Raw genomic sequence first — 24,084 nt, 5'->3', positions numbered from 1 at the left:
AATTTCTCGCTGAGATTAACTGCAAATTATTCTCAACGAGAAACATGAGGAACTTGTGAGGAAATCTCCTAATATCAAGAAACACCCATTACCAATTACCAATTACCAATTACCAATTACCTATTCCCTACAATATCCCTCCAAGCTTGCACCACTCCCTGTAAATCCTGCGGCAAGTTATTCTGAGAAACATCGTTGTACTGTACTGTACCGTCTTCGCTGGTCAGAGTGTAGGTAATAAAATCAGCAGCACCTCTAGGGGCTGGGTAATTAATATTTTGGAACTCCTCTGATCTACGTTCTAGCAACCGTTGAAATTGACGTACTTGCTGCACAGGAATACGGCGCACACTCCGCTCAGAATCATTAGCATCACCAATCCGCACACGGATTAACAAACCATCATCACGTAATACTGTTTCGTAGGTTCTACCCGCAAAGCCACCGCTAGAAATTTCTCGAAATACTACACCTTGATCTAAAGGTGGTGGTAACTCACTGGGACGAATCGGTACAGGGTTGAGATTACCATCATCTGAGATTGGGGTATCGTTAATTTGATTCCATGCGGTGATGACAGCTTGTAAATTTGTCGGTACGCTATTTACAGAAATATCATTGTATTCGACCGTACCCTCTTGGCTAGTAAGAGTGTAAGTGATAAAGTCAGCACTGCTTCTGGGCGCAGGGTAGCGCAGATTATTAAATTCACCTCTGTAGCGTTGTAGCAACTGCTGAAATTGCTGTAATTCTTGGCGACTCAGACGGCGCACACTGCGTTCAGAACCATTCCCATCACCAATCTGCACACGAATTAATCGCCCATCATTGAGCAAAATTGTCTCGTAGGTTCTGCCAGTAAAACCACCACTCGCAATTGAGCGGAAGACCACATTCCTATCTAAAGGTGGCGGTAATTCACTTTCAGAAATAGGTATTGGTTGCCCAGAGTTAACATTACCAGTAGTTGTGCTAGCCGCACGATTGAACTTGACTAAAAAGTTATTGTCGGTGTGATAAACAAACCTTTCCCGGCCTATTGTGACTGTAACACGCCAACCAGGCACCTGAGCGAAAGTACAAACGCCCCCATCTAAATCTAGACAACCATTACTCCAAACCACCCGTTCTGCTTGGGTAATATTTCTCGAACTGACTGCAATCTTGGTTCTACTGCGATTGGAAGCATCCGCTAACACTTCATCTATAATCGATGTTGGTAAATTTGCACTTGGATTACTTCCAGTTGCTAACCGGACTCTATCACCATTTTCATTACTGACAAATACCCAACGTTGATTCCCCGCACCTACAGTTACTTGCCAACCAGAGACTAAAATTTGATCGCAAGGATTGGGGAAAGTGGAGACTTCACAACCTTCAACCCAGTTAGTCGGCTGAAATTCCACAATACTCAACGCCCTAGTTGGTAATCCTGAGATTTGTCGCGCCTGTGCTAACACAGCATTTCTCACATTTTGAGGTAATCTACCTGTGTTAGCTCGTTCATTTAGCCTGACCACAGAACCATTTTGATTGGTGTGATAAATCCAACTTTGTTGACCGCGAGAAACTACAACTCGCCAACCTGGAACTAAAGCCTGAGAACAGAGTTCATCCGGTCGCTGTAGTTCTAAACAACCATTACGCCAAGTTTGTTGACGATAATCAGTGATTTTCAAAAAGAGGGAAGAAATTCCTTCTCTATTTGATAAATCCCGCAACACAGCATTAGCTACAAGGCGCGGTAAACGGTTCACTCGAACATTTTGTTTGAGACGTTCATTTGGCGTTTCGGCTAAAAAATCGATAGATGAAGCGCTGGCGTTTTTTATCAGTGTCAACCCACTACCAACAGATAGAATGCCAGTCAAAATTAAAGCAGTAATAATTTGAGCCTGTTTAGTATAACGATAAATTGGCAGCATAATTCCTAAGATAAAACGCTGACATCAGCGTCTAGAGTTCAGTATTGCAATGTTCAACAATTAATACGTAACCAGTAAGAACAATTCCGTAATTATTCCCAAAATGAAATATCTTCTGATGTAGATGTGAAGATAGACACTTCTATATTAATCAGACTTACGTATGAAAACGCAATATCAAGGGTTTATGGGTGTAAGGGTGTAGGGGTATTGTTTGAAACACTTACACTCGGACTCAAAATGAAATCTGGGTGCGTAAGCCCTAATTGATTTTTTGTTACTAAGTATTTCAAGAGAAATGGGAAACAGGAAAAAGTAAGTATTTGTAGGGTGGGCAATGCCCACCAAAACCATGAGCCGGTGGGCATTGCCCAACGCCACTTGCTCCAAGCCGGGAAACCCGTCCAACGCAGTGGCTCCCCTACGTATATTTCAAAAATAAAGTATGAGTCCTATAGAAAACAGGAAAAAGTAAGAGAGTAGAGGAGATAAAACATTTACCTAATCCCCAATCCCCAGTTCAAGGCAAAAGTCAAAAGAAAAAATCTTTTACCTTTTTACTTTTTTGTCCCCAATCACCACCAGTCTTAAGCAGTTAGGGCGGAAGTTTCCATCAGTGGATTTTGACCCGCATCGAATTTAATGGTATTAGCTGCCCAGTTTTTTAAATCAGGTGCTAACCAGATTAATTTCTGAAGAATTTCATCATTTACCCATAATACCAAGGGGAAATGAAAGTCTTTACGAAACTCATCTCGCATGATATTTGTACTGAGAATGAGTTGGTTAATGGCCTCTACGGATTCTAAACCACGAATCATCAGAACTTCGGGTTGAGTATTGCCCAATTTCGTTTTAATGGTTGTGTATAGTGTCTCGTCTGTTGGTGAGAGGGTAATCTCTTGAATGTTGGTTGAAGAAGATTCTTGTAAGGAATTGAGGGTTTGCTGCTGTTTTTTCACAGAGTTGGCACAAGCTAAGATTAGTGAGAACTCGCCAGTAGACAGCATCAGCGACCTTTCTAATCTTTTCATGGCGGCTGTCATGTCTGTCAATAGGTCTTGCGAGTTACTTAAGCTGTTCATTATCAACCTTATCCGTGGTTTCTAAAGTTGCTTAACACAGTGTTAAAGTTACTTAATATACTATTATTCCTCTTGTAAGTAGCTATTTGATTTTTTATCCTTAGCTTTCGTTATTATTACTTAGAATCACTATAAAGATACACTATTTTTCCAAAATTAGTTAAAAATTTACATAATTATCTAATGAATATAAAGATTATGTAGGATTCACAAACAGGTAATACCGTTTCTTGATGTAGCTTGTCTGGCGTAGCCATAGATGCACTTTGTTCTGTACTGTAGAGACGTTGTATGCAACTTCTCTACATCATTTATTTGGCGCAGCTTTATATTAATTTGGTATAAGAGGAGAAAATTTTCCAGATTTGTGAGCTAACAAATCCCATGCCAAAGGTGGTTTCGCTAAGTTTAAAGCAAATTTGTCAGCCTTTTATGGCAAGGCTTCTGACCACTAAAAGCTAACAAAATGGTGCAACTTCTGCTTAACTATTACAGTCATGCTTCATGTTTTCTTAGCAGATGTTTGTAACGATTTATGAAAGTGTTTGTGAAGTGGTGTAGTGGATCTTTATTACCTAATGTTGCGGCAATTAGAAAGCAAGTCTTCTTTGCCTTAATGATGGTTTTGAGTGTTGTGGCTACGGTGATGCTATCGTTTCCCTTAAAGGCTCAAATTACTCCTAGTGCAGGATTAGCATCTGAATTGAGGGGGGTATGGTTAACCAATATTGATAGTGATGTATTATTTGAACGCGATCGCCTCAAAACATCTTTACAAAGTCTAGATAAACTCAACTTCAATACCGTATATCCAGCAGTGTGGAACTGGGGACATACACTTTACCCCAGCAAAGTTGCAGCCAAAGTTATTGGACGAGCGATCGACCCGACCCCAGGATTACAGGGGCGAGATATGCTCAAAGAAATCGTCACAGAAGGACATAAACAAGGATTAACCGTAATTCCCTGGTTTGAATTTGGGTTCATGGCTCCAGCCGATTCTCTCCTCGCCAAAAACCGTCCCCAATGGTTAACCAGTCGTAGCAACGGTAGTCGCATAGTCAAGGAAGGCATACACGATCGCGTGTGGTTAAATCCCTTCCGCCCAGATGTCCAACAATTTATCCAAGATTTAATCGTGGAAATTGTAAGAAACTACGACATCGATGGTATTCAATTTGACGATCATTTCGGCTTACCTTCAGAACTAGGCTACGATGCCTACACAGTAGCTTTATACAAGAAAGAACACCGTGGTCAAGCCCCCTCCAAAAACCCCCGTGATCCGGAATGGCTACGCTGGAGAGCCAGTAAAATTACCAACTTCATGCAAAGAGTATTTAAAGCAATTAAAGCCACTAAAAAAGATTGCTTGGTTTCCGTTGCACCTAATCCTCAGCGTTTCTCCTATGATTACTTTTTAGCAGATTGGCAGAAATGGGAAAGAATGGGACTGATTGAAGAACTGGTATTGCAAATTTACCGGGATGATTTAAACGTTTTTGTTCAAGAATTAGAATATCCAGAAGTCAAAACAGCCAAAGCACATATCCCTGTGAGTATCGGCATTTTATCTGGGTTGAAAAATCGCTCCGTACCCATACAACAGATTCAAACCCAAGTGCAGAAAGTACGCGATCGCAACTTTGCCGGCGTTTCTTTCTTCTTCTACGAAACCCTATGGAATCTCAGCCAGGAAGCATCTGCAAAACGCCAGGCTGGCTTCCAACAAATATTCTCCCAACCTGCCAAATATCCCAATCTGATCACAGGTTGGAAACCATAGTAAAAGTCATAAGCCACAGAAGCCTTAAGTCTTCTGTGGCTTATGGGGCTGCAAAAAATTGCTCTTTTTTCAGTTTTATCAGAGACTGTTAACCATCAACGAAAAATCAGCCAAATTATTTCATGCGCCGAGATTCAATATTTTATAAATTATTTCAACAATCTCCCAGTTTACTATTTGAATTATTGACAAACCCTCCCATAAATGCAGATGCTTATCGATTTGATTCTGTAGCTGTTAAAGAACCGAAATTTGAAATCGATGGGGTATTTTTACCGCCTGAAAGTGAAAATCCTGGTGTTGTATATTTCTGTGAGGTACAGTTTCAAAAAGATGAACAGCTTTATGAAAGAGTATTTGCAGAATCCGCATTATATTTCTACCGCAACCGTTTCAAATTTAGCGATTGGCAAATCGTTATAATTTATCCTTCGCGCCAGACTGAACAAGGTGACACTTATCCTTACCGCGCATTACTAAATAGCAGCCAATTTCATCGAGTTTATTTAGATGAATTGGGGGATATTCGTTCCTTACCCTTATGGTTAGCGTTGATGGTATTGACTACCATAGATGAAGAACAAGCACCCTCGGAAGCTAGGTATTTATTAACAAGGAGTCAACAGCAAGCATCTCAACCATCAAACCGCGCCATAATAGAGATGATCACAACGATAATGGTGTACAAGTTTGAAAAATTAAGTAAAACAGAGGTAGAAGAAATGTTAGGAATTACACTTAAAGAAACGAGAGTTTATAGAGAGATTAAAGAAGAAGGGCGTGAAGAAGGGCGTGAAGAAGGGCGTGAAGAAGGACGTGAAGAAGGAAGACAGCAAGAGGCGGCTAATTTAGTGGTTCGATTGCTAACTAAGCGATTTGGAGAAATTTCTCAAGAAATGCGATCGCACATTGCCACTCTACCTTTACCGATTCTCGAAGATTTGAGCGAAGCTTTATTAGATTTTACAAGTTTGGCTAATTTACAAGCTTGGTTAGAAGCCCTTTAAGATGAAATTGAGTTTTCAGATCCCCGACTTAGAAAAGTCGAGGATACAGCCAGATATTAACTAGCCACCAATCCCCAAACGCCCAGCTAAAGCAGGAGTTAGAGGTAAAAGGGTAGTAATCATCAAGAACAAAACAAGCAAGCATAAAGCCGCCCTAGCATCATCGGGTTCGCTAATTTCATTCAAGTTGGGACGTTCTAAATCCCGTTGTAAGAACAAAATCACGATCGCCCAATACATCGCCAGTGCATTACCCAGAGAAACCAAAGCCAACACAATTAAAGTCGCAAATGTTGCTCTGCCTGCGGTTTTGCGTCCGTAAATTGCCTGAATAATCCGACCACCATCTAAGGAGCCGGCTGGCATTAAGTTTAAAGCGGTGATGACTAACCCTAGCCAACCAATAATTACCAAGGGGTGGACGTTGACTAAAGGTGATTGCAACGCCGAACCGAGGACAACCCGTGCTAGACTACCCACCAAAATTGATCCTTGGAAAAACTGATTGGGTAACTGAAATAAACTGCCTTGGTGGGATAGCAGCAAACCTACAATCAGCATAAGCAAAGAAACAATCCCGCCAGCGATTGGCCCAGCCACCGCAATATCGAATAATACTGAGCGATTGGGTAACAAAGACTCAAAGCGAGTAATTGCCCCAAAAGATCCGATTTGTACAGCCGGCAAAAAGAAAGGCCAGCTCAGGCGGACTTGATGACGGCGAGCAACTAACCAATGCCCAATTTCATGAGCCACTAAAATGGCAAATATCCCCACCCCTATAGGTAAAGCCTCTTGCAATCTGGCTGGAGTGGAAAATAAATCAAAATTCAAGAGTAATCCGGCAGTTTCTAAACTAGTGCCGATAGTTGCTATGGCTAAGATGGCAGCAAACGCCTTCTGTGGTAATGTGGTCGGGCGTGGATCATTAGTGCTGGGTAACACAATCACCACAGGTTTAGTGTCTGTGTTTTCTACTAAAAATAGGCGATACTTGTCACCTAACTTGTCTTGCAAACTCTTACTCAGACGAGTGTGAACCTCTTGGGGTTCGCCGCGTAGATTACCTTTGAAGATAGCACCTTCTTGGTAGGCGATCGTTTCTGTGGCAAAAAAGGTATCAATCCCGAAAATGCCTTTAATCACATTCAAGTCTTCTTCGGGGATTGGCATGATTTCCACAACTACCCCCACTGGTTGCGGGATATTTTCTGGCGCTGGTGAAGATTCAGCTGCCAGCCTTTCCGTTGCCCGTTGCTTGAGGATGGCATCTTGTCCAAGCGATCGCAACTGTCTACCCAAGTAGATGTACAATCCAGCAGAACCCACTACCAAAAATAATATGCCAACGATGTTGATATAAATCCCGGCAGCAAACAAACCAAAAAACAACAGCCAAGGAGCCATTAATACCACCGACTGCAACCAGGCTAAGATTCCGAGTTTACCAAAAGGTCTGGCGCGGTAAAAGCCCCAACCCAAAATGGTGAAAGCTACCAGTAAAATTATTCCCAGTATAGAAGTCTCTGAGGAAGCAAACATTTCCCAACCCTTCGCTGTGAAAGACTAAGCCCGAATTAGGCCGGTGTTATAGATACATTACTAATCATAAATGAGCCAGTGCGTTGGGCGGCTATGCCGACTTGTAGCAAGCGGTGTTTGGCACTTTCGCTTATATCCCCCGCATAAATGACAGGGATTTTACGCATCACGACTCTACCACAAGGTTGTGACCTGCCTGCCCCAATGAAAAAAAGTGTAACTTCCCATCTTTTAGTAGTAGAGAGTAGAAATTGTTAATCTCATGAAAACGTCTCATCCCTTGGGATGTTTTCAAACTGGCTGTATCCTAAAAAGATTGATTGAACACCATATAAATTCTCCGTATCTTCGTGAATGTTACCGAGTTAATCAAGATTTCCATTATTCTCCTACTCGTTGCCACAGGTGTAGCGCTGCTATCTCGGCGATTGCGAGTTCCTTATGTCACAGGATTAGTATTAGCAGGTTTACCTATAACTGAACTCTTGTCCCGTCCAATTGGTTTAGACCCGGCACTAGTTTTAAATCTTTTCCTACCAATTCTCATCTTTGAAGCCGGCATCAATACCGATGTCAGTCGCTTACGTAGCACCTTTAAACCAATTGCCCTGCTGGCAGGGCCAGGGGCTATACTTTCCAGTGCTATTATCGCTATCTTGTTAAAATTTGGGCTGGGACTGAGTTGGATACCAGCTTTCCTTGTAGGAGTAATTCTGGCAAACACGGATACAGTTTCCATGATTGCCGTATTTAAGGAAATACCAGTACCTTCCCGCCTTTCTACCATCGTTGAAGGAGAAACTTTATTCAACGATGCTGCGGCCTTAGTTTCCTTCAATCTGATTTTGCAAGTATATTCGACTGGTTCGCTCACGTTAATAGAAGGAATCCAACAACTGTTATTTATTTCCGTGGGTGGCTGCCTTGTTGGCTTAGTTTTAGGCTACCTGAGCATACCTGTATTTAACCGTTTAGATGATCCCCTGAGCAGCCTGCTGCTGACTGTGGCAGTTGCCTTAGGAACTTTTCAGGTTGGACAATTTTTAGGCGTATCCGGTGCTGTAGCTGTAGTTGTCGCTGGTTTAATTTTCGGAAATTTTGGGCTGTCTGGGAATACTTCTGCTTCCAGTCGCATCACCTTATTGAGTTTTTGGGAATATGCCAGTTTTACTGCTAACACCTTTATTTTTCTACTGATTGGTGTAGAAATCAACCTAGTAACGCTTTGGCAAACTTTGCCTGCAATTCTACTGGCAGTTTTGGCTTATCAAGTCGGGCGAGTTTTGACAATCTATCCTTTACTCGCAGGAGTTCGTTGGTTTGACAGACCAATTCCACTGCGTTGGCAACACTTACTGTTTTTAGGCAACATTAAAGGTTCACTGTCAATGGCTTTGGCGTTAAGTCTACCTACCACACTGCCAGGACGGGAAAGTCTAATCACTATAGTCTTCGGTTGTGTCCTCGTTTCCTTGGTGGGACAGGGATTAAGCTTGCCATTGTTAGTCAAACGTTTAAAATTATCCAAATTTTCACATTCACAGCAACAGGTTGAAGAATTACAAGCCCAACTAATCACAGCCAAAGCCGCACAAGACGAATTAGATACCCTGCTGAAAACGGGAGTGTTACCAAAAGCTGTATATGAGGAAATGCGTTCAGCTTACCAAGTACAAGTAGCAGGTGCAGAAAAAACTTTACGAGAGTTCTATAATCGCCGTTCAGATGATTTTGATCATAAAGGTGGCGCACTTGGCAAACTGGATGCTATCCGTCGGCGTTTATTGCTAGCTGAAAAAGGCGCGCTCACAGAAGCAATGCGTAAACGAATTCTCTCCCAAGATATTGGGCAGAACCGGATACAAACTATTGATGAAAAGTTGCTGCAACTGGACGATGATTAATAGTTATTCCACAGGTTTATTTTGACTTTTAATGACTTTACCAGGACTAGTAAAAGAAATTCCTTGCTGAAAGTCAGTACCAATCATGATTGCTTCCACTATCGGTTCTGAGACTGCTGTTGCAGCTATCCACTCGACAATAAAGTTTGCGCCTAAACCTCCACTGGTATCACTTTTATTGATGAAAAAATCAGTAGAAGCCAGGGCATCAATTTGAATCGGATTTTCTAAATATTGCTTAACTAATTTTCCATTGGAGTCATAGTAACGCACAGAAGTGATAATGATTGGCTTTGACAAGTCTGTGTTGCGAATACTGAGTGTAGCGGCTAAATTAAAAACCTCCTGACGATTGTAATGATAAATATGGGAATAGACAGGAACATAGATGGTTTGTCCCATTGCTATCTGAAAATTTTTGTCTAGAGTCACCACCTTTTGGGATGGGGTCGCCAAAGTATTTTTTGTTGAAGACTTTGGGGTCGTCTTGGTTGATTCACAAGACACAAGAAGCATTAATATGATCGCTAAACAAAAATGTCGGCAAAACTTCATCAAACTATTTACATCCTTCGATAAAGTCAATCACTTGATGCAGAGAACCTGGTTTGGTTGCAATTAATATAGTTGAACCCGATTCTAGTACGGTACTACCATTAGGAATTACCAAATCTTCGTGGGGGTGGGGTTGGTAGCCAATAATGAGGGAACCTGTGGGAAAGCGAGAATCCTGAGCAATTTCGGCTAGGCTACGATTGGCTACATAACAACTGTTGGGAATAGAAATTTTTAAAACCTCAATCTGTCCTTGCTCAAAGTGCATCATTGATTCCACTTGTGGAAACTCGATCGCATTCACCATTGTGGAAACTGAAAGGTCAACCGTACTAATAACATGGTTAGCGCCCGCCAGGCGCAATGGTTCAGCAAAATCGGAATGGCGCATCCGTGACAAAATATGAGAAACACCGTAGTGTTTAGCCAGGGTTACCATTGCTAAATTTAAAGCATCACTTCTGAGAACAGCCGCCAAAGCGTCAGCTTTACGGATTCCCGCTTCTAACAATACTTCCGTACTCACCGCACTACCTTCAAAAGCCATTGCTCCCACTTGTTCACGAGCGTAACGGCAAGCGGTAGGATCAATATCAATTATGGCAACGGTATGACCCAGTTCCACCAGTTTTTGTGCCAGGTTCAACCCCACTAAACCGGCTCCGCCAATCAGTACATACATGGCTACTCCTGATATTCACAGACTTCTTACTTCACTGTAATTGACAGATTACTCAGGCAGTTGTCTGAACACAAGTTTCATCACCAAGGATGAAAAGATCACAAGGATTGATACGAAAGCTTAAAGTCTTTGCCTATACCAGAGATGTGTGAACTAGACTAGAACGGCAGGGTAATAATTTAAGGAATATTATGATGAGCGATCGCGACTACACACTAATCATCGACAAAAGCGGTAGTATGTCTACCCCTGATCAAGCTGGTGGTAGAAGCAGATGGGAGATAGCCCAAGAGTCAACCCTAGCTTTAGCCAGGAAGTGCGAACAGTTTGACCCAGATGGTATTACTGTTTATTTATTTTCCGGCAGATTTAAACGTTATGATGATGTTACCTCAGCTAAAGTCGCCCAGATATTTTTAGAAAATGACCCTGCCGGAACAACGAACTTAGCAGGTGTACTGCAAGATGCCTTGAATAACTATTTTCAACGCAAGGCTGCGGGTAAAACTAAACCCAATGGCGAAACAATTTTAGTAATTACTGATGGCGAACCTGATGATCGCAAAGCCGTATTTGAAACCATCATTCATGCGACTCGCCAGATGGAACGGGATGAAGAATTGGGTATCTCCATCATTCAAGTAGGTTCAGATGCTCAAGCTACTAAGTTTCTCAAAGCTTTAGACGATCAATTGCAAAGCGTTGGTGCTAAATTCGATATTTGCGATACCATCACCCTGGAAGATTTAGAAGATATGAGCCTCGCAGATGTGTTAATGAATGCAATTACTGATTAGCAACTAGTGAAACCAAATATCATGTTAGAAAATCGTGATTACACTCTCATTATCGATAAAAGCGGTAGTATGGCTACCCCTGATCAAAAGGGTGGTAGAAATAGATGGGTAACTGCACAAGAATCTACCTTGGCGTTAGCTAGTAAATGCGAACAATTTGATCCAGATGGCATTACTGTATATGTCTTTTCTGGCAGATTTAAACGCTATGAAAATGTAACTTCCGCCAAAGTTAATCAAATTTTTCAAGAAAATGACCCCTCAGGAACTACTGATTTAGCTGCCGTGCTAAAACACGCAACTGATGATTATTTCCAACGCAAAGGTGCTGGTCAAACTAAGCCCAATGGTGAGACAATTTTAGTAGTTACTGATGGTGAACCAGACGATCGCAAGGCCGTGATGAGGGTCATCATCGAAGCCTCCCGCCGCATGGATAAAGATGAAGAATTAGCCATTTCCTTCATTCAAGTCGGCTCAGATGCTCAAGCAACCCGCTTTCTCAAAGTTTTAGATGATGAGTTGCAAGGTGCTGGTGCTAAATTTGATATCTGTGACACTATTACAATGGAAGATATGGAAGATTTGAGTCTTTCTGAAGTCCTACTCAATGCTATTACAGATTAGCTATGGATGCTCTAGACAAGCTGTTATCTCAAATCAAAGCTGAATACGAGAACGAACAAACACAAAAACCAAATATATTCAAATCCTTCAGTCCTTCTGAACCTAAGTCATCATCTATGATGGATAATCTTTTGGCAGAGGTTCAAGCAGACATTGCTGCTGAAGATGCAGCTGAGGAACTGAGAAAACAGCAAGAACTAGAACAAGAAAGACTTCGACAAGAACAAATCAAAGCTAAACAGCGAGAGGCTTTAAAACAGCAAGCACAAAATTGGTTAGAAAAGCTAGATCCCTTTTCTCCAGAAGGACTTTGGTTTGAAAGATTTGCTGAAAGCTACCCATCTAAATTAGAAGCAGCAATTGAATATTTGCAAAGTAACTAATGAAAATAACTTTGGCTTTGGTGATTATTTGTTTGCTAAATGCTTCACACCCCATTCGTGCATAGCATAGAGAATTGGCTGTAAGCTTTCCCCCAAAGGTGTTAAAGAATATTCTACCTTTGGGGGGATTTGTGCATAAACTTGTCGATGTATAATCCCGTCGTCTTCCATTTCTCGCAGTTGTTGGGTAAGCATCTTTTGTGTAATTCCGGGTAAGGCTCGCTGCAATTCCCCAAATCGTTTGATACCTAACATTAATTCTCTGATAATTAAAACCTTCCAGCGTCCGCCAATTACCTTCAAAGTGGTTTCCACTTCACAAGTTAGCTTTTCATCTTTTTGTGCTTCAGCTTTCATAGTTACTTTTAAGTAAGTAGCTTACTTTTAAGTGCGTACTTTTCATATCAACTTTACATAGTTTAAAGTCGATTCAGCAAGTATCTTTAAACTTGACAAGTGTATTGATAAGTGGTGAGTAATGAGTCAGTACATTCTGACTTGTCGTTGATATTTCCCTGGTAAATAGTCTTGCAACTCAGCACTCAGTACCGACAACTATTCTCTGCGTAACGATAAATACTTTATTTATGGCAAATATCCTCCACATTGATTCTAGCCCACGCGGCGATCGCTCTATTTCCCGTAAACTCTCTTACGAGTTCCTAACATCTTGGAAAGATACCCATCCTGGTGATACCGTAACTTACCGGGATTTAGGCCACAATCCTGTTCCCCATGTAGATGAACCCTGGATTGCGGCGGCGTTTTCTTCACCAGATTCCCACACTCCCGAATTGAAAGCAGCAATAGAGCTGTCTGATACCCTCATTGATGAATTTCTCGCCGCCGATCGCTTCGTTTTTGGTGTGCCGATGTATAACTTAAATATACCATCGACTTTCAAGGCGTATATCGACCAAATAGTCCGTGTAGGACGTACCTTTAGTGTTGATGCAAATGGCTATAAAGGTTTAGTTGATAGCAGCAAAAAAGTACTCATTATTACCTCGCGCGGTGGTAGTTATCCACCAGGAACCCCCTATGCAGCCTATGACTATCAAGAACCTTATCTCCGTGCTATCTTAGGGTTCATGGGACTAACAGATGTTACCTTCATCCATGCTGAGTCCTTGAACATGGGCGAAGATGCTCGTGAAAAATCTCTCGCAGATGCGAAGGATGCGATCGCTCAAGCTGTGGCTAACTGGTAGCAATCAGTGAGACATTAACCTAAGTTGCTAGTTATGTAACTATAGCCTCTGGATTCGGTAATTGAGCAAAATTCCTAGCTATTACTCATGACAAATCCATGTTTTGATAACTAGCAACTTATGTTAATAATTAATACCATTTCCTGAAAAAATGCAACAGATGCGTATCAACGTAGGTTGGGTAGAACGCAGTGAAACCCAACAAAATCGAGGTTTTGGTGTTGGGTTACTCTACGAGAAGGCTGCGCCTACGTTCCTCAACCCAACCTACATCTGTCTCAAATATTTTGTGAATTGGTATAACACTCAAGTGGCTACGTTCTGCCGAAGAAACGCAAAGACGGCAATTTTGGGTTAGTGAACCACTAGAACCAATCCACTCTATTTGGTCAGCATCAGTTCTGGCTTAGGTAACACAGAGACTTTCAGGGGGTCGTAGCCTAATTGTTGAGTAATCCGTTCCCTAGCTAAAGTACGGTACTCCCAAAAATGTTCTCCCGCAGCGCATAGACCTAAATACATATTGAGAACTTGAGGCTTTTTCACCAGAATCGTCCAGAGTTGTTGCCAAAACTGCCAGCGAATTTCCGGTCGTCGTAAGCCCTGATGCCAAATTAACTGAGCAACGAGCCGCAATCCCTTACCTGGAGAAAATTGCATGGTTTGCTTTCGCTTTGAAGGCACGCCAATACTCAGACATTGCTGAAAACATCGCCGGAGATAGTTGCTGGGTTCGTATAATGTCCACAAGCCGTCTACATACTCTCTAGCGATCGCATCGATGGAGCGGGTGGGAATGAAATTCATTAAGGTATTTTGGTCTCCCACTTCAGTACCACCAACACCCTGATTCTCTAATAAACGCTCCTCTTTTTGCAGACGAGTCCACAAAGCAGTATTGGGCAAAGCTTGAAGGATACCCAACATCGGTTGAGGAATACTCGTTTGTTCTACAAAAGCTTGAATTCGTTCTCCTGCTCCTGGGCGTTCTCCATCAAAACCAAGGATAAACCCTGCATAAATCAGCATTCCTGCTTCATTGATCTTACGACAGGCTTCTACAAGTGGATTGCGAGTGTTTTGCAGTTTTTGTGTGACTTGCAAACTATCTTGGTCAGGAGTTTCTATGCCAAGAAAAACTGCATAAAAACCTGCTTCACTCATTAATTGCAGCATTTCTTCATCTTCGGCCAGATTCACAGAAGCTTCTGTGATGAAGGTGAAGGGATAGTTGTGCTGCTTCATCCAAGGAATTAACTCTCGCAGGAGGCGTTTGACGTTACGCTGATTGCCAATAAAGTTGTCATCAACTATGAACAGTGACCCTCGCCAGCCTAAATCATAAAGAGCCTCCAACTCAGCTATAGTTTGCTGAGGCTCTTTTGTACGTGGTTTGCGACCGTAGAGCGTAATAATATCGCAAAACTCGCAGTTAAAGGGGCAACCGCGAGAAAACTGGATAGCCATCATCAAGTAAGCATCCCGTTGTAGCAAGTCAAAACGGGGCATCGGGCTTTGGCTAACATCAGGTTTTTCTAGAGAGCGAAAGATTCCTTGTTCTTGACCTTGGTTGAGGGCTTCCAGAAACTGAGGAACTGTCAACTCGCCCTCATCCAAAATCAAATAATGCGCTCCAGAGTTCAAGGCATCTTGTGGTATTGATGTTGGGTAAGGGCCACCGACTGCTACTTTTTTGCCTAAGCGTACTGCTTTTTGAATTAGGGCATGAAAATCTGGTTTCTGCACTAGCATTGCCGAAAGGATAACGAGGTCACACCACTCCCAATCAGCTTCTGTTTCCGGATTGACGTTGCGATCGCAAAATTTAATTTCCCAGTTCTTGGGTAGCAGTGCTGCAACTGTAATAATTCCCAATGGGGGCAAGAGAGCTTTGAGTCCAGCAATTTCGATAAAGCGGTCATAAGACCAAAAAGACTGAGGGAACCGAGGATAGAGCAGTAGTGCTTTCATCAAAGCCTGGATGTAAGTTTGGTTTACTCTGTAGGACTTACGCAAAGTACTTATGTACTCTAGTTAGTACTCATACTTAACTTGATAGTCGCTAGCTTCATTCATGCCACCTATCTGTTGGTAGAGATTACAAGAAGGGAAACAATTAAGTTAGCTACCTCAATTATCCATAAACCGTGACCCACCATAGGCGATCGCTCATAATAAAATAAACCCGATTGGCAAATTACCTATGGAAACTCTCACCCTCAACGTACCACCAGCCGTAGGTTTAACGGATGAGCAGTTTTATCAACTGTGCATAGCCAATGACGAATGGCGAATTGAATTGACGGCGGAAGGAGAATTAATCATTATGCCCCCAACAGGCGGCGAAAGCGGTATTAGAAACGCTAATTTAACAACAGATTTAAACTTATGGAATCGACAAGCTAAATTGGGTAAAGTATTTGATTCATCAACAGAATTTCGCTTACCAAATGGTGCTTTCCGTTCTCCTGACGCGGCTTGGGTAAAATTAGAACGTTGGGAAGCGTTGACAAGTGAACAAAAGCGCCGCTTTCCGCCATTGTGTCCCGATTTTGTGATTGAACTGCGATCGGAAACTGACTCTTTAAAAAAATTGCGCGCCAAAATGCAGGAGTATCGGGATAATGGCGCTCGTTTGGGTTTCCTCATTGACCCACAAACACCCTTAGTAGAAATTTATCGCTCTGATGCTGAGGTAGAAACAATCAATTTTTCTGCTAACCAACCGCCCCAACTTTCCGGTGAAGATGTCTTACCTGGGTTTATTTTGGATTTGGCTCTCATTCTCAATCCATAGAATATCACTCAAACCAAAAAACCCTTCTGGTGGTCGCAAGAAGCAGGCAGGGAGCAGGGAGCAAGGGAGAGAGATAAGAAGCAGGGGGCAGGGGGAGAAATGCCCAGTCCCCAATCCCCAACCCCCAATCCCCATTCCCTAACTATCATGGAACAAAGCCTGTCAAAGAAAATCAAGCAATGCTCACCCTTATTAAAGACTTAGCCACAAAACTAGCGCCTCGCCTCATTGAAATTCGCCGTCACATCCATTCTCATCCCGAACTTAGCGGTCAAGAATATCAAACTGCTGCCTTTGTGGCTGGTGTCTTATCTTCTAGTGGTCTGCGTGTACAAGAAGGTGTTGGTAAAACTGGTGTAGTTGGTGAATTACAAGTTACTGAGAAAAATCATAGTTTCTTGGCAATTCGCACAGATATGGATGCCTTGCCCATTCAGGAACGTACTGGTTTAGAATATGCCTCAAGGGCGGATGGTGTAATGCACGCTTGCGGTCATGATATCCACACTACGGTAGGTTTAGGGGCGGCAATGGTACTGTCCCAGATGACAGAGGAGTTGGGTGGAAATGTGCGGTTTTTATTCCAACCTGCGGAAGAAATTGCTCAAGGTGCAAGCTGGATGGTGGCAGATGGGGCAATCAAGGATGTTTCCGCTATTTTAGGTATTCATGTTTTCCCTTCGATTCCGGCTGGCTCGATTGGGGTGCGTTACGGGGCTTTAACGGCGGCGGCGGATGATTTAGAAATTGTGATTATTGGTGAATCTGGACATGGTGCGCGTCCCCATGAGGCGATTGATGCGATTTGGATCGCTTCCCAGGTGATTACTAGTTTGCAACAAGCCATTAGCCGCACCCAGAACCCCCTACGTCCGGTGGTGTTGACCATTGGGAAAATTACTGGTGGGAGAGCGCCGAATGTGATTGCTGATAAAGTACAGTTGTTGGGAACAGTGCGATCGCTCCACCCAGAAACCCGCGCCCAACTCCCCAACTGGATTGAAAGAATTGTTGCCAATGTCTGCCATTCCTACGGGGCAAGTTATCAAGTAAATTATCGCCAAGGTGTCCCCGGTGTCTACAATGACTATGGTCTAACCCAGTTGTTTCAATCAGCAGGTGAAGAAGCTTGGACAAGCGATCGCGTCCAGGTATTACCTGAACCTTCCTTGGGTGCAGAAGATTTTTCTGTATATTTAGAACACGTTCCTGGTTCTATGTTTCGCTTAGGTGTAGGCTACCCTGAGCGAATTATCAATCATCCCTTACATCACCCTGAATTTGAAGTCGATGAATCTGCGATCGTCACAGGTGTGGTAACTATGGCTTACGCTGCTTACAAATATTTGCGGGGATGATTTCTCAATGTGTTCAGCCGTGGGCGATGTCCTCATGGCTGAATTCATTTTGTTTGCTCAATTCCTTCTGTTGAAATTACCACTTTGCAAAATATTATGATAAATCCTGTTAGCGCTACCGAAGCCCGTGCCAAATTCCCAGAAATTATCAATCGGGTAGAGTACGGAAAAGAGCGCATCTTGATATAACGCCACGGTAAGCCAGTTGTAGCGATAATTGGAATGGATGACTTAAAACGCTTAGAAACTCTAGAAGATGCCATAGACTCGGCTCAGTTGAGAGAAGCTATTACACAAAACGCAGGTTTTACAACTTTAGAAGCCGTGATTGCTCAACATCCTCATGAATGAAGTGTATCAAAATTTGTGAATAAAGGTGATGTCTAAGGCGGGCTGAACCTACGCACAACATAACAACTAAGGATAAACTAAAAATTTATTACGGAAATTGCCAATGCAACTTCTTGAATTCCCCAATATTGCCATCATTGCCGGAGAAAACGCTGTTCCTGTTGCTCAACTACCTCTTGTATGGCAAGACATCGCTAAAGGTACAGCCAATGTGGGACTCTGCAATCCCCAAATTTATGTGGAGATGGCGCAGTTATTCTTATACAAGTTAGAACAAGGTGACGTTGATTTGTTTAATGAACGTCCAGAGTTAGCACACCTCAAGTCATCATTTTGTCAGTTATTTGGACAACTAGGACGAGAAACTTTGGAGTTCTATGGTTATGATTTCATGACTCATAACTATCCCAACTTTGAAGAAATTCTGCGGGAAGTGGAATCGAAAGATGCTGATTACGGGAAAGTTGCGCGGATTGGTTTAGAACTATTCCAAGAATTTGGTTACGAACTACCAGCAAGTTTTTATCATGTGCATCTAGCACCGATTTACCGAGATCATGTGTTTGAGGAACGTGCCTTGAGATTTGATAAGCGGGATATTGAACACAAGCGTTCTTGGGATGCCATCCTTCATGCTGGTAAAGTATTTGCCGTGCAAATGAAGGTGCAGAGTATCGCCTCCAAGTATGGTTTTACTTATCAGCATGGTTGCGGTTGTAACTCTCACCTATCATCCATTGATGAATCTCGTGGCACCTTTGCTTATGAATTGAGCCAAGAAAAACGCGATCGCTGGATTCGCAGTTTTATCTGGACTGCTTGGTATGAGTATGCCTTTTTTCCCATTGTACCAAATACAAGTTATCTAGTTTAATAACATGGGAATATTTCCCAAATAATTGGGCTTTACAATGACCTACTATTAAAGTCCAAATGTAGGGTGGGCAATGCCCACCATTTTTGATTTTTGCTAGACACTTTCTACTCTACTTATAGTTCAAAAATTAGGTAATAATTGTATAACAATCGTTCTTATAGCCGTAGCCAGATACATTCTGTATAATAGTTGCTCAATTTAAAATAATACTATTGCATATACTAAACGTAAATCGAGGATAAATATAAGCATGAATAGCATTTTAATTTGCTTAATTCTAGGATTAGTGGCAGGAATTGTTAGTGGTATGACAGGTATTGGTGGCGGCATAATTATCTTACCTGCGCTGATTTTTCTCTTAGGTTTTTCCCAACAGCAAGCGCAAGGTACTACATTAGCCTTATTAGTGCCACCAATTGATTTATTAGCAGCTTGGGTCTACTACAAACAGGGATATGTTGATATCAAAGTAGCCGCACTCATTTGTTTAGGATTTATTTTAGGTGGCTGGTTAGGTGCAAAAGTAGGAACAGATTTACCAACTGGAACTTTAAGTAAAATATTCGCTGTTCTGATGATCATCAGCGCGCTCAAAGTTTTATTTACGAATCCAGCCGAGGGCATATAAATAATTGCAGAAATGTAGTATGAGGTGAAGTAAAATTACTGGGAATATCTCTCAGGAAATAGTATTGGTAATCTATTCCTAAGATAAAATCCACTAAGTACAGCCTTTAATTAAGTTCTTAGCTGACATCTTCCAGCAGAGGATTAAAACCCCGTGCTTCTGTGCGCTTAAATTTATACGTCACAATAGGCAAAAACTCTACCATGACTACTGAAACCAGGTTGCAAGGGAACTCCCAAAACGAAAATTTATTAGACAACGCAACTAACGAACAATCCTCAAAAGAAGAAAATACCTTCCAATGGACAAAACAATGGTATCCGCTAGCTGTGGTAGAGTTCCTTGATCCTAGCCGTCCTCATGCTATGCAATTATTAGGTAAAGATATTGTTTTGTGGCGGGATGGTTCTAGTCAATGGCGCTGCTTTGAAGATTTTTGTCCCCATAGACTTGCACCACTTTCAGAAGGTCGAGTCGAAGCAGACGGTACACTTTTATGTGCTTACCATGCTTGGCGTTTTGATGCTCAAGGGAATTGTGTAAGTATACCCCAGTCTAAAGATGAAAAAACGGCGGCGAAGAACTGTGAAAGTCAAAAATCCTGTGCAGTAGTTTATCCGACGCAGGAACGCCAGGGGTTACTGTGGGTATGGGCGGAAGCAGGAGAACAAGCCAAGGTAGAAAGCCAATTGCAGACACCGCGAATTGTTCCAGAACTAGAAGATAACTCAGGTAAAGTGATAAAATCACCTTGGAATTTCCGTGATTTGCCCTATGGGTGGGACTACTTTATGGAAAATGTCTCAGACCCTGCTCATGTACCTGTTTCCCATCACGGTATCATAGGCGATCGCTACAAGGATGCCAAATTCTACGATATGATTCCTGTACGCCCCATATCTACCCAAGATGGGTTTGCCTTTGAAATTCAGCCCACACAAGGCAAAACAGTACAAGGAATTCACGATTTTCAACCACCTTGTCACATGAGAATAGTTTCTACCTCTGAGGATGGCGGACAGTTAATTTTGGCTTTGTATGCTACGCCAACTCGTCCCGGTTGGTGTCGCCACATTGGTTGTCAAGTTTTTGTCAAAAATCCCCAAGGAAAGAAACCCCAAGGATTATCTTTCTTTGGACTACCATTACCTGTTTGGTTGGTTCATGTATTAGCATCCTTATTTCTGCACCAAGATATGGTATTTCTGCATTACCAAGAAAAAATTATTGCCCAGAAAAAAAACGGTAAATGGCTGAACGCTGTATATACACCAAATCCTCAAGATAAGATGGTGATTACATTGCGTCAGTGGTTGAAAAACCGAGCTGGTGGTGGTATACCTTGGGCGGAAGGATATAGCAGCGATATACCTCCAGCCGAAAAAGACAAGCAGAAGCTATTTGATGTCTGGACAACCCACACTCAACATTGCACAGTTTGCCAAGATGCGCTAAAAAACATCAATCGTCTGACTGTACTAGCTTATATATCTGCGGCTATCTGCTTGTTTTTAGCTGTGATTTTAGATGCAAGAACGGTGGCAATGCAAGCGGCTTTAGGTGCATCTATATTCACATTACCTCCTGTAGGATTTTGGTTAGCACTGGGCGGCGCTATTTTGTTGGCGGTAGTTGGATATCAACTCAAAAGATTTAGTCGGCTATTTTATGTATACGAATTTGAACACGCTCGTAATGATTAAGAACAATTACTGAGTCTGTGTCAGAGTCTCATAATTTTTCTAATTACCAATTAACCATTACCTCCAATCCTCACAAGTTCCTCAACTTTCCCGTTTATAACAGGTTAAACGGTGAAAAAAAGCACACTGTCGATACTTGATGGAGAGTCAGAATGATCCGCTTATTAGTTGGTATTTTAGTATTTGTCATTAATACAGTTTATCGCGATCGCCCCTATCCTCGCTTTTATGTACTAGAAACCGTGGCGCGAGTACCTTATTTTTCTTATCTGTCGGTTTTACACCTCTACGAAACCCTGGGATGGTGGCGTAAAGCAGACTGGCTAAAAGTTCACTTTGCTGAATCTTGGAATGAGCTGCATCACTTGTTGATTATGGAATCTTTGGGAGGTGCAGGTTTTTGGGGCGATCGCTTTTTAGCTAAAACAGCTGCTTTAATTTATTACTGGATTATTATTGCGGTATATTTTGTCTCTCCCCGTTCTGCCTATAACTTTATGGAACTGGTGGAACAACACGCTTACAGCAGCTATGACAAATTTCTGACAACTCACGAAGCAGAGTTAAAAACCCAGCCAGCTCCTGAGGTAGCAAAAATATACTATCGTGACGGAGACTTATATATGTTTGATGAATTTCAAACAGCGCACTCTCCTTCGGAACGTCGTCCCAACATCGATAATCTTTATGATGTGTTTGTCGCCATCCGTGATGATGAGATGGAACACGTCAAAACGATGGTGGCTTGTCAACAAACTAATGCTCAATACTCCCTCAAGAGTCCTCATAACTCAGAAGGTAAGACAGTAGTATTAACAAGTGCGGAGATGAATCCTTAAGTATAACTAAGATAGTTTTAAGGATTGGTAATGGGTGATGGGTAATTGGTAATGGTAAAAACTAATTACCCATTAGCTATTACCTATTACCGCCTAAACGAATATATCGCCAGAATCAGCCGGAATCTCAAAAAATAAGGTGGGCAATGCCCACCCCACCTAATGGTCTAAAATTGCTCTTATTCCCACTCGATGGTTCCGGGTGGCTTGGAGGTAATATCAAACACTACGCGATTAACGCCTTTAACCTCGTTGACAATGCGGTTAGAAATTGCTTCTAAAACATCGTAAGGTACACGCGCCCAATCTGCTGTCATGCCATCTTCGCTTTTAACAATGCGTAAGACTATAGGATAAGCATAGGTGCGTTGATCACCCATTACGCCCACACTACGGATAGGTAGTAAGACGGCGAATGCTTGCCAATATTCGTTGTATAAACCACGTTGGTTAATTTCTTGGCGCACAATCAAATCAGCATCGCGCAGAATGTTCAATCTGTCGGCGGTGACTTCACCTAAAATCCGAATAGCTAAACCAGGGCCAGGAAATGGCTGGCGTTGGACAATCTCTTCTGGTAAGCCAACAGACCGCCCTACTTTACGGACTTCATCTTTAAATAGTTTCCGCAGGGGTTCAACCAGTTTAAATCTCAAGTCTTTGGGTAATCCACCAACGTTGTGATGGCTTTTGATTTTTACTGCTACCCGTTCCCCGGTTTGGGGGTCAACATTGGTATCAGCTGATTCAATGACATCTGGGTAAAGAGTCCCTTGTGCTAGATAGTCAAAGGGTCCCAAATTTCTCGATGTTTCTTCAAATACCTGGATGAATTCATGTCCAATGCGACGACGTTTTTCTTCTGGGTCTGTCACGCCAACCATGATATCTAAGAAGCGATCGCGGGCGTTAACATATTCAACAGGGATGTGAAACTGCTCTTGAAATAGTTTCACCAACCTTTCTGGCTCATACTTCCGCATAAAGCCTTGGTCTATAAATACACAGGTCAATTGGTCGCCGATGGCTTTGTGCATCAAGAAAGCCAGTGTAGAAGAATCGACTCCTCCCGAAAGCGCCAATAGTACTCGCTTGTCACCAACTTTAGCCCGAACTTCCCGAATAGCTTCTTCCACAAAAGCGGCTGTTGTCCAGGTGGGTTCACACTCGCAGATGTGATACACAAAGTTGCGGATTAATGCCAAACCACCGATGGAATGGACTACTTCTGGATGGAACTGCACGCCATAAAGCTTTTTGTCGTGGTCAGCAACAGCAGCACAGGGAGTATTATCTGTATGTGCCAGCACTTCAAACCCTGGGGGCATTTTTGTGACTGAATCACCATGACTCATCCACATCGTTGTGCCATCTTCAACGTTGGTCAGTAGGTCGGTGGGATCATCAATATGTAATGATGCTTTGCCATACTCACCCCGGTCAGCTTTGGCTACTTCGCCGCCGAGTTGGTTGACCATCAGCTGCATTCCGTAGCAGACACCCAAAATGGGAACTCCCAAATTCCAAATTTCTGGGTCACAATGGGGAGCGCGATCGCTATAAACTGAACTGGGACCACCAGAAAGAATGATGCCCTTGGGATTTAGTTGGCGTAAATGTTCAGCAGAGGTGCGATAAGACAAAACTTCAGAGTATACTTGAGTCTCGCGGATGCGCCGGGCAATCAGTTCTGAATACTGAGAGCCGAAGTCTAATATGATAATGATTTGACGCTCAAGCTGCCCAAACTCTTCTATTGGTTGAGGGGCTTGTTCGGTTAGTAGAGTCACCGCTGTATTCATATAAATGGCGAAAGTGTGAGTCTGGTAGTAGATGGGTGTTTTGGGTTCTGAAACATAAACACCATTTTCAGCTTGTTTAGACTGATAAATGGTGAGTTAATCCGTGACAAACGCTAGATAGAATACGTTTGTTTTACCACTAAGGGATTTTATTAAACTGTATAAATTAAACTAAGACCACTACTGAAAAAGATATTTATTGGGATTATTTATGATTATTCA

Annotated in this window: 25 protein-coding genes; 16 read left to right on the top strand and 9 right to left on the bottom strand. The window is 42.4% G+C overall.

The genetic code is table 11. The features are described from left to right. Window positions 1-116: 116 nt before the first annotated feature. A complete protein-coding gene (locus GSQ19_RS10630; RefSeq protein WP_011317922.1) occupies window positions 117-1,928 on the bottom strand; it encodes a hypothetical protein in 1,812 nt (603 codons plus the stop codon). Window positions 1,929-2,515: 587 nt separating this feature from the next. Next, window positions 2,516-3,013, bottom strand: a complete 498-nt coding sequence (locus GSQ19_RS10625; RefSeq protein WP_011317921.1) for a hypothetical protein — start codon at window positions 3,011-3,013, stop codon at window positions 2,516-2,518. A 535-nt stretch (window positions 3,014-3,548) separates the two neighbouring features. Between GSQ19_RS10625 and GSQ19_RS10620 the strand changes: the two genes are divergently transcribed. Both GSQ19_RS10620 and GSQ19_RS10615 read left to right on the top strand, forming a co-directional pair. After that, window positions 3,549-4,799, top strand: coding sequence for a glycoside hydrolase family 10-like protein (locus tag GSQ19_RS10620; protein WP_011317920.1), 1,251 nt, complete (start codon window positions 3,549-3,551; stop codon window positions 4,797-4,799). A gap of 122 nt (window positions 4,800-4,921) precedes the next feature. Then, a complete protein-coding gene (locus tag GSQ19_RS10615) occupies window positions 4,922-5,806 on the top strand; it encodes an Rpn family recombination-promoting nuclease/putative transposase (RefSeq protein WP_011317919.1) in 885 nt (294 codons plus the stop codon). A 60-nt stretch (window positions 5,807-5,866) separates the two neighbouring features. Here the strand turns inward: GSQ19_RS10615 and GSQ19_RS10610 are convergent, their stop codons facing one another. Continuing rightward, complete coding sequence (locus GSQ19_RS10610; RefSeq protein WP_011317918.1) at window positions 5,867-7,348, bottom strand: site-2 protease family protein; 1,482 nt, start codon at window positions 7,346-7,348, stop codon at window positions 5,867-5,869. A 35-nt stretch (window positions 7,349-7,383) separates the two neighbouring features. Further along, a complete protein-coding gene (locus GSQ19_RS30250; protein WP_255449089.1) occupies window positions 7,384-7,515 on the bottom strand; it encodes a hypothetical protein in 132 nt (43 codons plus the stop codon). A gap of 183 nt (window positions 7,516-7,698) precedes the next feature. On the opposite strand from GSQ19_RS30250, the gene GSQ19_RS10605 reads away from it, so the two are divergent. After that, complete coding sequence (locus tag GSQ19_RS10605; RefSeq protein WP_011317917.1) at window positions 7,699-9,252, top strand: cation:proton antiporter; 1,554 nt, start codon at window positions 7,699-7,701, stop codon at window positions 9,250-9,252. A 3-nt stretch (window positions 9,253-9,255) separates the two neighbouring features. Here the strand turns inward: GSQ19_RS10605 and GSQ19_RS10600 are convergent, their stop codons facing one another. Then, the gene (locus GSQ19_RS10600; protein ID WP_011317916.1) at window positions 9,256-9,807 is read right to left on the bottom strand and encodes a DUF3124 domain-containing protein; all 552 of its coding nucleotides are present in this window, start codon (window positions 9,805-9,807) and stop codon (window positions 9,256-9,258) included. A gap of 4 nt (window positions 9,808-9,811) precedes the next feature. After that, complete coding sequence (locus GSQ19_RS10595) at window positions 9,812-10,489, bottom strand: potassium channel family protein (RefSeq protein WP_011317915.1); 678 nt, start codon at window positions 10,487-10,489, stop codon at window positions 9,812-9,814. A gap of 191 nt (window positions 10,490-10,680) precedes the next feature. Here GSQ19_RS10595 and GSQ19_RS10590 point away from each other — a divergent pair, with 191 nt between their 5' ends. Genes GSQ19_RS10590 through GSQ19_RS10580 form a run of 3 tightly spaced genes read left to right on the top strand, consistent with a single transcriptional unit; the run spans window position 10,681 to window position 12,296 of the window. Further along, a complete protein-coding gene (locus GSQ19_RS10590) occupies window positions 10,681-11,286 on the top strand; it encodes a vWA domain-containing protein (protein WP_011317914.1) in 606 nt (201 codons plus the stop codon). A gap of 21 nt (window positions 11,287-11,307) precedes the next feature. After that, the gene (locus tag GSQ19_RS10585; protein ID WP_011317913.1) at window positions 11,308-11,913 is read left to right on the top strand and encodes a vWA domain-containing protein; all 606 of its coding nucleotides are present in this window, start codon (window positions 11,308-11,310) and stop codon (window positions 11,911-11,913) included. 2 nt (window positions 11,914-11,915) lie between these two features. Beyond that, on the top strand, window positions 11,916-12,296 hold the full coding sequence (locus tag GSQ19_RS10580; protein WP_011317912.1) for a salt stress protein, Slr1339 family: 381 nt from the start codon (window positions 11,916-11,918) through the stop codon (window positions 12,294-12,296). A gap of 24 nt (window positions 12,297-12,320) precedes the next feature. On the opposite strand, the gene GSQ19_RS10575 is transcribed toward GSQ19_RS10580, so the two are convergent. Beyond that, window positions 12,321-12,653 (bottom strand): winged helix-turn-helix transcriptional regulator, encoded by a 333-nt coding sequence (locus GSQ19_RS10575; protein WP_011317911.1) that lies wholly within the window; start codon window positions 12,651-12,653, stop codon window positions 12,321-12,323. A gap of 230 nt (window positions 12,654-12,883) precedes the next feature. Here GSQ19_RS10575 and GSQ19_RS10570 point away from each other — a divergent pair, with 230 nt between their 5' ends. Further along, window positions 12,884-13,507 carry an FMN-dependent NADH-azoreductase gene (locus GSQ19_RS10570; protein WP_011317910.1) on the top strand — a complete coding sequence of 208 codons (624 nt, stop codon included), beginning with the start codon at window positions 12,884-12,886 and terminating at the stop codon, window positions 13,505-13,507. 151 nt (window positions 13,508-13,658) lie between these two features. Further along, the gene (locus GSQ19_RS10565) at window positions 13,659-13,865 is read left to right on the top strand and encodes a hypothetical protein (RefSeq protein WP_041456022.1); all 207 of its coding nucleotides are present in this window, start codon (window positions 13,659-13,661) and stop codon (window positions 13,863-13,865) included. Window positions 13,866-13,888: 23 nt separating this feature from the next. On the opposite strand, the gene GSQ19_RS10560 is transcribed toward GSQ19_RS10565, so the two are convergent. Further along, the gene (locus tag GSQ19_RS10560) at window positions 13,889-15,478 is read right to left on the bottom strand and encodes a B12-binding domain-containing radical SAM protein (protein ID WP_011317909.1); all 1,590 of its coding nucleotides are present in this window, start codon (window positions 15,476-15,478) and stop codon (window positions 13,889-13,891) included. Window positions 15,479-15,710: 232 nt separating this feature from the next. On the opposite strand from GSQ19_RS10560, the gene GSQ19_RS10555 reads away from it, so the two are divergent. The 8 genes from GSQ19_RS10555 (at window position 15,711) to GSQ19_RS10525 (ending at window position 22,060) form a co-directional block, all read left to right on the top strand. Continuing rightward, a complete protein-coding gene (locus GSQ19_RS10555) occupies window positions 15,711-16,304 on the top strand; it encodes a Uma2 family endonuclease (RefSeq protein ID WP_011317908.1) in 594 nt (197 codons plus the stop codon). Window positions 16,305-16,483: 179 nt separating this feature from the next. Next, window positions 16,484-17,662, top strand: coding sequence for a M20 family metallopeptidase (locus GSQ19_RS10550; RefSeq protein WP_011317907.1), 1,179 nt, complete (start codon window positions 16,484-16,486; stop codon window positions 17,660-17,662). 96 nt (window positions 17,663-17,758) lie between these two features. Then, the gene (locus tag GSQ19_RS30535; protein ID WP_306660012.1) at window positions 17,759-17,851 is read left to right on the top strand and encodes a type II toxin-antitoxin system prevent-host-death family antitoxin; all 93 of its coding nucleotides are present in this window, start codon (window positions 17,759-17,761) and stop codon (window positions 17,849-17,851) included. A 33-nt stretch (window positions 17,852-17,884) separates the two neighbouring features. Next, window positions 17,885-18,013 (top strand): hypothetical protein, encoded by a 129-nt coding sequence (locus tag GSQ19_RS30530; protein ID WP_306660013.1) that lies wholly within the window; start codon window positions 17,885-17,887, stop codon window positions 18,011-18,013. A 103-nt stretch (window positions 18,014-18,116) separates the two neighbouring features. Then, window positions 18,117-18,887: a hypothetical protein gene (locus tag GSQ19_RS10540; RefSeq protein WP_011317906.1), complete on the top strand. Its 771-nt coding sequence runs from the start codon at window positions 18,117-18,119 to the stop codon at window positions 18,885-18,887. 253 nt (window positions 18,888-19,140) lie between these two features. Then, window positions 19,141-19,518: a sulfite exporter TauE/SafE family protein gene (locus GSQ19_RS10535; RefSeq protein ID WP_011317905.1), complete on the top strand. Its 378-nt coding sequence runs from the start codon at window positions 19,141-19,143 to the stop codon at window positions 19,516-19,518. A gap of 203 nt (window positions 19,519-19,721) precedes the next feature. Then, on the top strand, window positions 19,722-21,221 hold the full coding sequence (locus tag GSQ19_RS10530; protein WP_011317904.1) for an aromatic ring-hydroxylating dioxygenase subunit alpha: 1,500 nt from the start codon (window positions 19,722-19,724) through the stop codon (window positions 21,219-21,221). Between the two features lie 152 nt (window positions 21,222-21,373). Next, on the top strand, window positions 21,374-22,060 hold the full coding sequence (locus GSQ19_RS10525; RefSeq protein WP_011317903.1) for an alternative oxidase: 687 nt from the start codon (window positions 21,374-21,376) through the stop codon (window positions 22,058-22,060). A gap of 179 nt (window positions 22,061-22,239) precedes the next feature. Here the strand turns inward: GSQ19_RS10525 and guaA are convergent, their stop codons facing one another. After that, window positions 22,240-23,862, bottom strand: a complete 1,623-nt coding sequence (gene guaA, locus GSQ19_RS10520; protein WP_011317902.1) for a glutamine-hydrolyzing GMP synthase — start codon at window positions 23,860-23,862, stop codon at window positions 22,240-22,242. Window positions 23,863-24,084: the final 222 nt, after the last annotated feature.

It is taken from the genome of Trichormus variabilis 0441, from assembly GCF_009856605.1.
Lineage (GTDB): Bacteria > Cyanobacteriota > Cyanobacteriia > Cyanobacteriales > Nostocaceae > Trichormus > Trichormus variabilis.
The sequence above is the reverse complement of the archived record's forward strand: the minus strand, read 5'-3'. Positions and strand labels throughout refer to the sequence as shown.